We start from the raw sequence: 12709 nt of genomic DNA, 5'->3' as shown, positions 1-12709 counted from the left end.
CGTTGAAAAAGCCCCGCCTAGCGGGGCTTTTTCATATATGGCCATTCATGAATCAAAATTTCAAATCCCGTTCGGCTGAGCAGCCGGCTTTGCACTCACTTGAGGCGCGCTGGGTTGTGCCCGGCCTTCTCTTGGGCAAGGTGCTGGAGCATCACAGTGTGATTGTCGAGGGTCAACGTATCCTGGATATCCTGCCGACCGAGCAGGCCAGGGAGCGCTATCCATCGGCACAAACTGTGCTGCTGGATGAACATGTGTTGATACCTGGGTTGATCAACCTGCATACCCACGCAGCAATGAGCCTGATGAGAGGACTGGCGGACGACCTGCCTTTGATGCAGTGGTTGCAAGATCATATCTGGCCTACGGAGAAGCGGTTTGTTTCGGAGCGTTTCGTGCGCCAAGGGACCTTGCTCGGATGCGCTGAGATGCTCGCAGGTGGAACGACCTGTTTCAACGATATGTATTTTTTCCCGCAGGCTGTGGCAGGAGCTGCAGTCCAGGCAGGGATGCGTGCGAATATCGGTTTGGTGGTCATGGAGTTTCCCACCAGCTATGCGCATGATGCAGAAGACTATTTGCAGAAAGGTTTGCAGGCAAGGGATGATTGGCGAGATAGTGAACTGCTGAGCGCAAGCCTGGCTCCGCATGCGCCTTATACAGTCAGTGACAGTACGTTTGGGAGCATCCTGACTTATGCAGAGCAGTTGGGATTGAACATCCATACGCATCTGCATGAGACAGAAGCGGAAATTGAGGGCAGCATAAAGCAATATGGAGTCAGACCATTGCAACGCCTGGAGGCGCTTGGTTTGCTAGGTCCCAATCTGGTGGCGGCGCATGGGGTTCACTTGAGTGAGGCTGAGATAATTTCCTTGGCTGCTCATGGTTGCTATATTGCGCATTGCCCAGCGTCAAATCTCAAGCTTGCCAGCGGTATCGCGCATGTGGATGCGCTCTTGAAAAAGGGGGTGAATGTCGCGATAGGCACAGATGGTGCGGCAAGCAATAACCGCCAGGATATGTTTGCGGAAATGCGCCTGGCTGCATTGCTGGCCAAAGGAGCGAGCAAGGACGCAGCCAGTGTGCCGGCTGCAGAAGCGTTGGCCATGGCGACGATCAATGCGGCGAGAGCATTGGGACAGGAAGCGGACCTGGGTTCGTTGGAGTCTGGGAAGTATGCGGATGTGGTAGCTGTCAACCTTGCCTCAATCGAGTTGGAACCATGTTTCAATGTGGTTTCCCACCTTGTATACAGTGCCGGGCGTGAGCATGTCAGCCATGTATGGGTGGCCGGAGAGTTGAAGTATCAGAAGTTGCAAGGGCAGGCGGGCGTGTATGCCAATATCGAGCCTGCCGAGTTAAAGGAGATCAGTACCGAATGGCAAGCCCAACTGAATCAGTATCTGGCGTGAACGTAGACCAGGCAGAGTTGCAGAAATTTGCCGAGCTTGCCCATAAGTGGTGGGACAAGAATAGCGAGTTCAAGCCGTTGCATGAAATCAACCCGTTACGCCTCAACTATATAGACGAGCATGCAGGCTTGGCAGGCAAGCGTGTGCTGGATGTAGGTTGCGGCGGCGGCATTTTGTCCGAGTCCATGAGTGAGCGAGGCGCCGATGTGACGGGCATAGACCTGGGAGAGAAGGCGCTCAAAGTAGCGAAGCTGCACCAATACGAAAGCGGCGCCAAAGTCGATTATCGCCTGATCTCGGTCGAGGATCTGGCGCAGGAGGCCCCCGAGAGTTTTGACGTCGTGACCTGCATGGAGATGCTGGAGCATGTGCCAGACCCTGCGGCCGTGGTGCTGGCATGCGCGCGTTTGGTCAAACCTGGAGGCAAGGTATTCTTTTCGACGATCAACCGCAATCCCAAGGCTTATCTTTTTGCCGTGCTGGGGGCTGAATATGTATTGAACCTCTTGCCGCGCGGCACCCATGAATATGAGAAATTCATCAAGCCTTCCGAGCTGGCTGGCTGGGCCCGTGCTGCCGGCCTCGACGTCATCGGCTCAAAAGGGATGGGTTACAACCCGCTGACCAAGCATTACAAGCTGAACGACGATGTCTCCGTCAATTACATCCTGCAAACGGTCAAGTAAGCCATGAAAAGCCTTGTCTTGTTCGACCTCGACGGTACCCTGGCCGACACGGCGCCCGACCTTGGGCTTGCGCTCAACTTGCAGCGCAAGCGCCACGGTTTGCCTTTTCTGGACCAGGACATTATCCGTCCCTATGCGTCCCACGGTTCCAGAGGGCTGTTGGGCATCGGGTTCGACATCACGCCGGAGGATGCAAATTTTGCAGTCATGCGGGACGAGTATCTGGCGCTGTATGATGAGGTATATACGCGTACGCCTATCTTGTTCGACGGCATGGAGACGTTGTTGCAGAGGATTGAAGCGGCCGGGATTCGCTGGGGAGTCGTGACCAATAAACCCAGGCGTTTTTCGGCCCCCTTGCTTGCCGCGTTGAAGCTGGACCAGCGCCTGGCTTGCCTGGTGTGCGCAGATGATGCGCCGCGTCCCAAGCCTCATCCCGACTCATTATGGATGGCTTGCGAGCAGGGCGGCGTACAGCCGAACGATTGTATTTATATCGGGGATGCGCAACGCGATATTGCAGCCGGGGTTGCGGCAGGCATGCAGACTGTGGTGGCGCTTTATGGATACCTCGACCAGACAGACCGTCCGCTCGAGTGGGGAGCGGATTATGCCGTGCACGATGTGGCTGAAATAGAAACCTGCCTGGCCGCCTGGCAGCAGAGCCTGGCTGGCCGCGCTCTAGAAGCAGAACCCAGCCAGTTTTGAACTAGCGTAGGTTGCGGCGCTCCAGCATGGCTTGCGCGAGGGTGCCGCTATCCACATGCTCGATTTCCCCGCCCATCGGCAGGCCGCGCGCAATGCGGCTGACCTTGATGCCGCGGGCGCGGAGCAGCTCGCTGACATAGTGCGCAGTCGCTTCGCCCTCCACAGTATAGTTCGTTGCCAGGATGACTTCTTCCACCTCTCCATCCTGGGCGCGTTTGAGCAGCTTGTCCAAGTGGATGTCGCGAGGGCCGATGCCATCCAGCGGCGATAGCCTGCCCATGAGGACGAAATACATGCCTTGGTAGGATTGGGTTTGCTCCAGCATCATGAGATCGCTCGGCATTTCCACGATGCAGAGCAATGAACGATCGCGCGCAGGAGAGGCGCAAAGCGGGCAGATTTCCTGTTCGCTGAAGTTGTTGCACAGGCTGCAGTGGCTGACCACCTGCAAGGCCTGATCAAGAGACTTGGCAAGCAGGCCAGCGCCCTTGCGGTCGCGTTGCAGCAGGTAGTAGGCCATGCGCAAGGCGGATTTGGGTCCCACCCCAGGCAGGCAGCGCAAGGCTTCGACCAATTGTTCCAAGGCGGGAGGGTTACGCATGATAAGGCCAGTTCAGGTGCAAATCAGAATGGCAACTTCATGCCGGGCGGGATTGGCAGTCCCGCGGTCAGGCTGCTCATGCGTTCCTGGGAAGTGGCTTCCGCCTTGCGTGCGGCATCGTTGAACGCGGTGGCGATCAGGTCTTCCAGCAGTTCCTTGTCATCGCTCAGCACGCTGTCGTCAATGCTGACGCGGCGCACTTCATGGCGGCAGGTCATGGTGATCTTGACCAGGCCCGAGGCTGCCTGGCCTTCCACTTCAACCTTGCCCAGTTCTTCCTGGGCGCGTTTCATGTTCTCCTGCATTTGCTGGGCCTGCTTCATGAGGTTGCCCAAGCCGCCTTTCATCATATGTTTATCCTCCGGGATTTATTGAAGTGGTTTGATGCTGGATGGAATGATCTGTGCGCCGAAATCCTTGATCAGCGCCTGCACAAAGCCATCGTTGTGAATTGCGCTTTCCGCGTGCGCCTGCAAGGCGGCTTTTTCCTGGCTCATCAACTGGGCCGGCGTGTTCCCGCTGCCGCCCAATGCGAAAGTCATTTTGATTTTGCGGCCAAAGTGCTGCTCAACCGCGCTTTGCAATTTTTCCTCATAGCCCATGCCCAACAGGTGCTTTTGCGTCGGCGGCACGGAAAAAGCGATATGTTCCTCATCGAAACTTGCCAGCTCGCAATTTTGCGCAAGCGCTCTGGCCAAGCCGAGCTTCAACCGGTCAACCAATCCACGCCAATCGCCGTCAAAGCTGCGGGTAACTGCTGAGACAGGGGTATCTTCAATGCTGGAAGCAGGCGCGGAAACCGGAACCGGTTGCGGAGCAGGTTCTGATGGCTGTGGGGCCAGTTCAGGCGTTGCCTCCACGCTGCGCGTCGTGATGCTGGGGGCTGCAATCTTGGCGACTGGCTGGCTGATGGCAAGGGCGGCACTGGCACGGGGCGTCGAGCTTTCAGCCGCTACGGGTGGCGCAACAGCAGCCGGTTTTGCCTTTGCCGGTGATTTCTGCTCTCCGGGGTTGAAAGCTAGCATGCGCAGCAATGCCATGGTGAACCCTGCAAATTCATCCGGCGCCAGGCCGAGGTCCCGCCTAGCGAGGAGGGCGATCTGGTAATAGAGCTGGATTTCCTCGGCGCTCATCCGCGCAGCGATGTCGAGCATGGCCTGGCGTTCGGGATGGTCGTGCGCGATGCTGTCCGGCACCGCCTGCGCAATGGCAATTTCATGCAGCAGGTTGGCAAGGTCGTTCAGCGCGGCGTCAAAGGAAATCGCACGTTGCTCCATGGCGCGGGCCTGGCTCAGCAGGGCATTGCCGTCCCGGGCCAGCAGGGCATTGATCAGGTCGAATAAGTAAGCCTGGTCAATCGCGCCCAGCATGGCACGAACCTCTTTTTCATTGATGCTGTTGCCGCCATAGGCAATCGCCTGATCCAGCAGGGATAATGCGTCCCGCATGCTGCCGTTGGCGGAGCGGCCGATCAGTTGCAGCGCGACAGGCTCGAAGGCGATGTTCTCTTGGGCCAGCACATGCTGGAGATGCTCGGCAATGCCGCTGCTCGACATCTGGCGCAGGTTGAACTGCAGGCAGCGCGACAGGATGGTGACCGGCACTTTTTGCGGATCGGTGGTGGCCAAGATGAACTTGACGTGGGCCGGGGGCTCTTCCAGCGTTTTCAGCATGGCGTTGAAGGCATGCCCGGTGAGCTGGTGGACTTCGTCAAGCATGTATACTTTGTAGCGGCCTTGCGTAGGGGCGTAAATGGCTTTTTCCAGCAGCGAGGTCATGTCTTCCACCCCGCGGTTGGATGCTGCATCCATCTCGACGTAATCGAGGAAGCTGCCTTTGTCGATTGCGACGCAGGCTGCACATTGGCCGCAAGGGGTGGCGCTGACGCCGAGTTCGCAATTCAGGGATTTTGCCAGGATGCGGGAGAGGGTGGTTTTGCCGACGCCGCGGGTGCCTGTGAAAAGATAGGCATGATGCAATCGCTGCTGCTGCAAGGCATTGGTGAGCGCACGTACCACATGCTCCTGGCCTACCAGCGCATCAAAGGATTTCGGACGCCATTTGCGGGCAAGAACCTGATAGCTCATCGGCGTATAAACTCATTGGGTGTCATGCGTTACAGGAGCCTGCTCTGCCCGGTCAAATGCGCACATTGAAACGAAGATTCGGCGCTGCCCATCGCAGCCAGGCTTGTCGGATTCTTTAAAGAGGCGAGCCAAACCCCCGGCACTTGCTTCAATAGTTGTGGCTGCTTCCTTCCGGACCTGACCAGGTTGGCTACTTTGCAATGCGGGGAGGCCCGCCAGGTGCCATTCTAACCCAAACCCGCGGCAATCAGCCAGCGCTTTGATTGACGACGACGGGGATAGATTAACTGCCGGCCTTGCGATATATTGCTCAAATCAATTGAATTACAACAAAAAAAGAGAACGCAATCATGCATCAGGCTGACCGTTATTTCATGCGGTTTATCCAGCCTTTCCTGGGGAACAAGCCTTCTGAAATAGCCAAGACGGTCGTGCTTGGCGTCGTCATCCTATCCATTCTGGTGCTGGCTGAAAGCCTGGCCTGCGTATTCTGGATATTCACCCTTTCCAGCCTGGGGGAGGGATATGCGGTGATGGCGGCCGTGCCGTACATCTACATCATCATTTCATACGGCAGCTTGCTGGTGTTTTACCATTTCAAGCGCTTCGACGCCTTCACCTTCACCCAGCTGGTCATGCTGCTGGTGATGCCGTTCTTCATGCAATGGATCATTGGCGGGTTCCAGGCTTCCAGCGGTGTCGCTTTCTGGGCAATCTTGTCGCCGGTGGGCGCCCTGATGATTCTGGGGACGAAGCAGTCCACGCCATGGTTTGTGTTGTTCGGGCTGCTGGTGATACTGTCATGGCACTTGAATCCCTTGTTTTCCGTCCATGCCTTGCCTATCCCCAGCGATATACGGGACGCGTTCTTTGCCATCAATATGGCGGGGGTCTCGGCTATTCTCTATATCGTCATGCGTTATTTCCAGTCGCAAAAAGCCAAGGTGCTGGAGGCATTGGCGGTGGAAAAGGCGCGGTCGGAGCAATTGTTGCGGAGCATACTGCCGGAATCGGTAGCGCAACGCTTGCATGAGTCGCAAGGGACGCGAATCGCGGATAGCCATGATGAAGTGACTATCCTGTTCGCGGATATCGTGAACTTCACCCAGATTTCCGCCGGTATGGCGCCAACTGAAGTGGTGGATATGCTAAACCATGTTTTTTCCCGCTTCGACCAGCTTGCCGCACGCTACGGCGTGGAGAAAATCAAGACCATAGGCGATGCCTACATGGTGATAGCAGGGGCGCCCAACGCCCGCGCCGACCATGCCGAGGTAATGGCGAATATGGCCTTGGCAATGCCGGCCTTGCTTCAAGAGGTTTCGACGGAGATTGGCCGGCCGCTGGCGATGCGCATTGGGATCAACAGCGGCGCAGTCGTGGCCGGCATTATCGGCAACACCCGGTTTAGCTACGATTTGTGGGGCGATGCCGTCAATATCGCCAGCCGCATGGAGCATACCGGCTTGCCTAATGAGATCCAGGTATCTGCCGCTACTTATGAGTTGCTGAAACAGGATTACCTGCTTGAGCCCCGCCACGGGGTCGATGTCAAAGGCAAGGGCAAGGTCAGCACTTATTTGCTTAAAGGCAGGTTGGAAAAAATTCGGGTTTAGATTCAGCCAAGTAGCTTTTAAACCGGAAAATTCTGTAAATATATAAAATTTGCTATTTGCATATTTTATTAAATTTTTACTTTTCCTTCCGTTATTTCATTCATCAGTGCCATTCACTGGATTTCATGCCAAGCGCTGCATTGAGTTCATTTGGTGAAGGAATAACATGAAACAGTTTCTTAGGGATATTACAGTTCACCGCATGGTGATTATTGTGCTGATCTTCATCAGCATCTTGATCCTGACGCTTTCTGCCATCGGGTTGAAGGGACTCAGTAATGCCGGGAAAGAGCTTGGAGCCAGCCATGCCATGCTGCAGCAAACTCGCGCCTTGTCTCAGGTAAATGAACAATTGCTCAGGGCCAGGCTACGGCTGGTCAGGCAGGGCGACTACCTTGATGCGGGAGACCAGAACGCAAGCCAGGCGGAATCCCAGGCTGCACTGGCTGCGATCGAGCAGGCCGATGCCAGTTTCAATACTTTCCTGCAGAACACGTCATTGACAAACGCTGCCCTGCTTCAGCAGCTCAAGGACCACTACACCGCATTCGCACACGAAGGAGTCAATAGCCTGGTTCAGTTGCTTGAGCAAGGCGATGTCGCTCAGTACAAGCAGCACAATATCAAAGTCGTCGTCAGCGCCAGCCGTGATTTCGGCAATACGATCCAGGAAGTGAACGAGCAGCTGGAGCAGCAGCAGTTGTCCGTATTGGAAAGTGCGCATAAAAACCGCAAGCTGGTCACGGTCTCGGTAGCGGCCGTTCCGCTGGTCTGCCTGATGCTGTTGATATTGGCTGATCGCTATATTGTCCATTTCGTACGCACTCCCTTGGACCAGGTAAAAGAGTATTTCCAGAAAATTGCCGATGGCGACTTGACCTTCCATATAGAACCATTCGGCAAGAACTGCCCAGGGCAGATCTATCCTTACTTAATTGACATGAAGAACAGCCTTGCCCAGATGGTGCGCCAAGTGCGGGAGGGCGTTGAGCAGATCAACAGTGGCACGAGCGAGATTGCAACAGGCAACAACGACCTTTCCCACCGTACCGAAGAACAGGCCAGCTCGATCGAAGAAACAGCGGGCAGCATGGAAGAGCTGGCGGAAACCGTCGCGCACAACGCGGACAACGCCAGGACCGCCACAGGCATGGTGCATAATGCAGCCAGTGTTGCAAGGCAGGGTGAGACTGCCATGGACGAGGTCGTGCAAATCATGCAGGAAATCAGCAGCAAGTCCGGACAGATCGAGGAGATTACCGGCCTGATCGACGGCATTGCCTTCCAGACCAACATTCTTGCCTTGAATGCTGCCGTGGAAGCAGCTCGCGCTGGCGAACAGGGCAAGGGATTCGCCGTGGTGGCCAGTGAAGTGCGCTCCCTGGCGCAGCGTAGTGCCAGCGCCGCCAAGGAAATCAAGACATTGATTGCGTCTTCTGGCGAGGTGGTGGATACAGGCACCCGCAAAGTGACTGCGGCCGGCAATACCATCCACGATGTTGCGAACTCGGTCAACCAGATAGCGACCTTGATCGAGGAGATTGCCGCCGCCTCCAGCGAACAGGCAAACGAAATTGCACAGGTGAAGCTCGCCATCACGCAGATGGACGATGCAACGCAGCAGAACTCCGCACTGGTCGAGCAATCAGCGGCTACTGCGAGCGCCTTGGATGACCAGGCGGGCCGCTTGAAGAAAGCGGTAGAGATATTCAAGATAGCCTGAGAACGGTGGCTGTAAAGCCTGGCCATGGATCAAACTGTTGATTTATCCGCACATACCCATCCAACTGCTGATATTAAAGCAACATTGCTGTATTGGTGCTTGATATTCAGCACTTCACCCTAAAGTGAATAGAGGTTTTTATTGTTCCCAATTGATTTATAATCACATTTTGCCCTGGCACTTTTATTGCTGAATTTATTCAATGCATGCCTTGGCATGAGTTGAATTAATTAATGGAAGTAGGAGTTGGTATGGCAAAAATAGTAGGCATCTCAGGCAGTTTGTCGCAACCGTCCAGGACAAGGGCGCTTGTGGAAGAGATTGCTGCCAGCGCATCGCATCAATTGCACGCGCCTGCTGAGGTGATCGATATTGCTGAATTTGCAGCAATCTTGGGTAGCACCGTGTCTTATGGGAATTTCCCTCCCGAATTGACCGAAATATACAAGAAAGTACAAGAGGCGGATTTGCTCGTGATTGCGAGCCCCGTATACAAAGCCTCCTATACCGGCTTGTTGAAGCATTTTTTTGATTTGCTCGACCCCAAGGCCTTGGTCGGCAAGGTCGCCATCCTCGCGGCAACCGGCGGCAGCGACCAGCATGCCATGGTGGTGGACTACCAACTGCGAACCCTGGCGAGTTTTTTCAATGTGTATACCACGCCCACGGCCATCTATGCCAAGGATACCGAGTTCGCCCATTACCAATTGACCAGCGATGCCATCCGCCAGCGCATAGCGGTGGCTGTTGAGCAGGCAGCATTCCTGCTGAAGCAGGAAGCGCCACAGACCTTGGTGGCCTAAGGGTCATTGGTCGGGTAAACAAAAGGGAGTCCTCTGACTCCCTTTTTTCGTGCCTAAGGTTGCTGCATCGGAGTGGTTGACTAAAGGATGACTTCATTTTCTCCGCTTTCTGCCGATATGGATGAATACCATCTCAGAACCAGTATAGGAGAGCACCATGGTTGCATCCAGCAATGGCGTTATCACTGGCACGACGGCTCCCGCCGCCTCTGCGCCTGCCAACGAAGCATTGAACGAGGCTAGGAAAGCTGCCGAGGCCAGGCCGGAGTCCCAGAAAGCGGTGCTGAACGGACAAATCCTGCAAGCCTCGTTGCAGGTTTCGATCCAATCGGGCAATGATGGCTTGGCCTTGCTGTATCGTTCGGCCGTAGAGCAGCTCAATGCCGTACTGGAGCCTGAATTGGGCGCGAATGCAATTGAAGGCGCGATGGGGCAGGACAATAGCCCTGAAGCCACGGCGGGACGCATTTTGTCGATGTCCACGGGATTTTTTGAAGCCTATGCCGCGCGGTATCCCGATAAGGATGCGGAAACGGTGGCACGCGATTTTGTGGCGTTGATCCGGGGCGGGTTCGAGAAAGGCTATGCTGAAGCCAAGGATATTCTTAGCGGCTTGAATGTACTGGGAGAGGGCAGTGCCGTTGCGGCAGGGATTGCCAAGACATATGATCTGGTACAGAAGGGTTATGACGATTTTCTCGAGGCTAAACTCTCTGCGATCCGTGGCGGCACCGACCAGCCCAGCAGCCCTCAAGAGTAAGAGTCTTTAAGGCAATAAAAAACCACCCCAAGGGTGGTTTTTTATTTTGTTCGTCAAGCAATCAGCTTCAGTTCCTTCAGCCTTGCCCGCAGGATATTGCGGCTAATGCCCAGCAACTTGGCCGTGTGCACCTGGTTCTTGTTGCTGAACTCGTAGGCCTTTTCCACCAGAACCGCATTGACCAGCTCGAAGAGATTGGGCGGGGGCGATTCAAAAAACTGGCCGAGGACACGTTCCAGTTGATAGGTTTCCAGCGTGGTAAGTGGCTGCGCAGGATAGTGAGCCTGAGGCGTCCCGCTGCCGAGCTTGTTGCCTGCGTATGATGTCAATACCGGCTTTGCTTCTTGCTTTTCCAGCGGTACCGTTCCAATCGGAGGCAAGCCCAAGTCTTTGGGATAAAGGGTGCCTGAGGTTGAAATCAACAATGCGCGGTGGATGACATTCTCGAGTTCGCGGATATTTCCCGGCCACGGATAATGAAGCAATTGCTGAATGGTTTCTGCCGCGAGCTTGGGGATGTCGGTGTGCAGCCGTGACTTGTAGACATTGAGGAAATGCTCGACCAGCGGCAGGATATCGCCTGGACGCTCGCGCAGCGGTGGCAAATCGACAGGCACCACCTTGATGCGGTAGTACAAGTCTTCGCGGAAGCGCCCGGCACGTACCGCTTCTTCTAGGTCCACGTTGGTGGCGGCTATCAGACGGACGTCGATCGGTGTTGATTTGCGGGAGCCCAGGCGCACGACTTCGCGCTCTTGCAGCACCCGCAATAGTTTGACCTGGGTTGATTGGGGCAGGTCGCCTATTTCATCAAGGAACAGTGTGCCGCCATTCGCGGACTCAAACCAACCGGTCTTGGCGCTGGTCGCGCCTGTGAAGGCGCCGCGTTCGTAACCGAACAATTCGCTTTCCACCAGGGTTTCTGAAAAAGCCCCGCAATTGATGGCTTGGAAAGGGCCGTCGCGCCTATTGCTGAGCGCATGGATATGGCGGGCAATCAACTCCTTGCCGGTGCCGGTTTCGCCAATAATCAGCGCGGTGGCGTTGCTGGCCGCAATTTTCTCAATCAGGTTCAATAACCCCTGGGACCTAGGGTCGCTGAAAACCAGTGCACTTGCGCGCACGGATAGGCTGACAGAGCTGGGATTTGGGTGCGTGATGACGTGATCAGCGCTTTCGAATGCCCGCTCATAATTCCATAGTTCAGCATGCATTTGCTTAGGACTTTCTATGTAGAAACTTCTCACAATATACGCACAATCCTTTAGCCGGTCTAAAACTATATTTTTATATTTATATTCTTTTTTGGAATAAAAAAGATGCTGGAGAACGGTTGTTGTTTCCTGAGCAATTATTCAATGGCATCCACTGTTTGTATTTCAGCAACTGTTGATTTTGAAACAGACGGGGTGGAGCCAAGTACTTTTTGTGCTGGATGTATGTATATGAAATACATAGGGTATTGTGCAATTTTATAGGATGAATTGCTCTTGGCATGTGTTTTGCCACTTTAGTTATCAAGATGCCCGGCAGGTTCGCCTGCCTTTCATGATGACTACAGAGGTGAATGATGACCATAACCGCAATTGAAACAGAAAACGATCTAGAAGCTTTTGCTGCACAAGTCTTGGCTGACGCCAAGATCGCGTTTGCCGCGTTTCGCAACACCGGCACCATTACTGCTAACGGGACGGTAGGCTTTGTCGAGCGCGTGCCCGGCGAGGAAAAGCTGGTCATCGTGAACGATCCCGGCCCGTTCAATTGGGATGGTCGTGGCTTGCAGGCGGTCGTCGTGGACTTTGAAGGCAATGTGGTGCTGGGCAAGGGAAGCGCCGCCGGCTCGACCCGCTATACCAAGCTCTTCAAGGAGCATGCGGACATCACGACGATTTCACATGTGCATTCCCCCTATCTGGGCGCCTGGGCGCAAACTCACCGTACATTGCCGATTCGTTATGTTCCGGTACAGCGTTATAACCTGATTCGTGAAATTCCTATTTATATAGACCGCCGCCAGCAAGAAGTGGATTTTATTCTTGACCAGATCAAGCTGAATCCGCACAACACGGCAATCCTGGAAGCCAATGGCGGTTCTACCGTCTGGGGCAAGCAGGGTTTGCGCAAGACCGCCGAGTTTATCCTCATCCTTGAAGAAGGCGCGCAAATCCAGACCTTGGCAGACCCGATTGGCGGATCTCGTGATTACGGTCCTGGCGTGTTGGCGCAGCAATGGAAGATGGCCAGGATTTACGACCAGGCCAAGGGGCTGAACCTGCTGCCAGCCACTGACCTGGGCTAATCGAGGGCGCG

The 12709-nt window shown here is 55.0% G+C and carries 12 protein-coding genes and 1 other RNA gene; 8 read left to right on the top strand and 5 right to left on the bottom strand.

Annotated elements, in window-relative coordinates; translation table 11 throughout:
• The first annotated feature begins 47 nt into the window (after positions 1 to 47).
• From ACKF11_RS08475 to ACKF11_RS08465, 3 genes are read left to right on the top strand one after another with little or no spacing between them, the layout of a single operon-like run.
• A complete protein-coding gene (locus tag ACKF11_RS08475) occupies positions 48 to 1415 on the top strand; it encodes a TRZ/ATZ family hydrolase (RefSeq protein ID WP_407996800.1) in 1368 nt (455 codons plus the stop codon).
• Complete coding sequence (gene ubiG / locus ACKF11_RS08470) at positions 1382 to 2101, top strand: bifunctional 2-polyprenyl-6-hydroxyphenol methylase/3-demethylubiquinol 3-O-methyltransferase UbiG (protein ID WP_407996698.1); 720 nt, start codon at positions 1382 to 1384, stop codon at positions 2099 to 2101. The genes ACKF11_RS08475 and ubiG overlap by 34 nt, the downstream gene beginning before the upstream one ends.
• Positions 2102 to 2104: 3 nt before the next feature.
• Complete coding sequence (locus tag ACKF11_RS08465; protein WP_407996697.1) at positions 2105 to 2809, top strand: HAD family hydrolase; 705 nt, start codon at positions 2105 to 2107, stop codon at positions 2807 to 2809.
• Position 2810: 1 nt separating this feature from the next.
• Here the strand turns inward: ACKF11_RS08465 and recR are convergent, their stop codons facing one another.
• The 4 genes from recR to ffs all read right to left on the bottom strand — a co-directional run bounded on the left by recR (position 2811) and on the right by ffs (position 5714).
• The gene (gene recR / locus ACKF11_RS08460; protein WP_407996696.1) at positions 2811 to 3410 is read right to left on the bottom strand and encodes a recombination mediator RecR; all 600 of its coding nucleotides are present in this window, start codon (positions 3408 to 3410) and stop codon (positions 2811 to 2813) included.
• Between the two features lie 23 nt (positions 3411 to 3433).
• A complete protein-coding gene (locus ACKF11_RS08455; protein ID WP_309565383.1) occupies positions 3434 to 3760 on the bottom strand; it encodes a YbaB/EbfC family nucleoid-associated protein in 327 nt (108 codons plus the stop codon).
• Positions 3761 to 3778: 18 nt separating this feature from the next.
• The gene (gene dnaX / locus ACKF11_RS08450; protein WP_407996695.1) at positions 3779 to 5497 is read right to left on the bottom strand and encodes a DNA polymerase III subunit gamma/tau; all 1719 of its coding nucleotides are present in this window, start codon (positions 5495 to 5497) and stop codon (positions 3779 to 3781) included.
• 119 nt (positions 5498 to 5616) lie between these two features.
• An RNA gene (ffs, locus tag ACKF11_RS08445) (signal recognition particle sRNA small type) lies at positions 5617 to 5714 on the bottom strand.
• Positions 5715 to 5844: 130 nt separating this feature from the next.
• On the opposite strand from ffs, the gene ACKF11_RS08440 reads away from it, so the two are divergent.
• The 4 genes from ACKF11_RS08440 (at position 5845) to ACKF11_RS08425 (ending at position 10399) form a co-directional block, all read left to right on the top strand.
• Positions 5845 to 7113, top strand: a complete 1269-nt coding sequence (locus ACKF11_RS08440; protein WP_407996799.1) for an adenylate/guanylate cyclase domain-containing protein — start codon at positions 5845 to 5847, stop codon at positions 7111 to 7113.
• 166 nt (positions 7114 to 7279) lie between these two features.
• Entirely contained in the window at positions 7280 to 8836 is a 1557-nt protein-coding gene (locus ACKF11_RS08435; protein ID WP_407996694.1) for a methyl-accepting chemotaxis protein, read from the top strand.
• 251 nt (positions 8837 to 9087) lie between these two features.
• Positions 9088 to 9639, top strand: coding sequence for an NADPH-dependent FMN reductase (locus ACKF11_RS08430; RefSeq protein ID WP_407996693.1), 552 nt, complete (start codon positions 9088 to 9090; stop codon positions 9637 to 9639).
• A gap of 157 nt (positions 9640 to 9796) precedes the next feature.
• Positions 9797 to 10399 (top strand): DUF5610 domain-containing protein, encoded by a 603-nt coding sequence (locus tag ACKF11_RS08425; protein ID WP_407994945.1) that lies wholly within the window; start codon positions 9797 to 9799, stop codon positions 10397 to 10399.
• A gap of 53 nt (positions 10400 to 10452) precedes the next feature.
• Here ACKF11_RS08425 and ACKF11_RS08420 read toward each other — a convergent pair whose 3' ends face one another.
• The gene (locus ACKF11_RS08420) at positions 10453 to 11613 is read right to left on the bottom strand and encodes a sigma-54 interaction domain-containing protein (protein ID WP_407996692.1); all 1161 of its coding nucleotides are present in this window, start codon (positions 11611 to 11613) and stop codon (positions 10453 to 10455) included.
• Positions 11614 to 11969: 356 nt separating this feature from the next.
• Here ACKF11_RS08420 and ACKF11_RS08415 point away from each other — a divergent pair, with 356 nt between their 5' ends.
• On the top strand, positions 11970 to 12698 hold the full coding sequence (locus ACKF11_RS08415) for a class II aldolase/adducin family protein (protein WP_407996798.1): 729 nt from the start codon (positions 11970 to 11972) through the stop codon (positions 12696 to 12698).
• The last annotated feature ends 11 nt before the right edge of the window (positions 12699 to 12709 follow it).

It is taken from the genome of Methylobacillus draconifructus (assembly GCF_045984385.1).
GTDB classification, from domain to species: Bacteria; Pseudomonadota; Gammaproteobacteria; order Burkholderiales; family Methylophilaceae; genus Methylobacillus; species Methylobacillus flagellatus_A.
Note: the sequence above shows the minus strand (reverse complement) of the source record. Positions and strands in the feature narration are given on the sequence as shown.